General features: G+C 26.4%; 1 protein-coding gene. It reads left to right on the top strand.

Going from position 1 to position 485, the window contains the following annotated elements:
• Positions 1 to 254 (top strand): hypothetical protein (locus tag RCF13_RS19990; RefSeq protein WP_308141488.1); only part of this gene is annotated, 254 nt, incomplete at its 5' end.
• Positions 255 to 485 lie beyond the last annotated feature (231 nt).

The raw sequence follows: 485 nt of genomic DNA, 5'->3' as shown, positions 1-485 counted from the left end.
TAATCAATAGAATTTTCTACATTTTAAATGACTATTCAGATTATAGTGATGTTAAAAAATTTTCAGTAGAACTATCAATACTTCCTGCAATACTTTCAGCTATGTATTTATTTAGCACTATTTGGCACCACAATGATAGGATGACTAAAATTTTCTTTTTTGGGCCTATTCTATTAGCAATAATTATGGGAATAGTTTCGTTCTGTCTTTCTAAATATTTTAATAATGATAATCCTAAAGACCAAAATTTATAATTTTACTAGTTGCAAATTTATCTTTTAATTTGACATAAAAAATACCGCACAATTCATTTCTGAATAATACGGTATTAGAGTAAAATATTTTGTTTTGTAGTTATTTCACTTTAAAAAAATAATGCCACTTAACAATTAATTCTAGTCGTCCATAACTCCTTCATCTTTCAATGATACTAGGGATCCATCACGAGTGAACATACTAGTATAATTCTTTGTTCTACCATGAAT

Origin of the sequence: Stenotrophomonas maltophilia group sp. RNC7 (assembly GCF_030910085.1) — a bacterium.
GTDB lineage: Bacteria > Pseudomonadota > Gammaproteobacteria > Xanthomonadales > Xanthomonadaceae > Stenotrophomonas > Stenotrophomonas sepilia.
The sequence above is the reverse complement of the archived record's forward strand: the minus strand, read 5'-3'. Positions and strand labels throughout refer to the sequence as shown.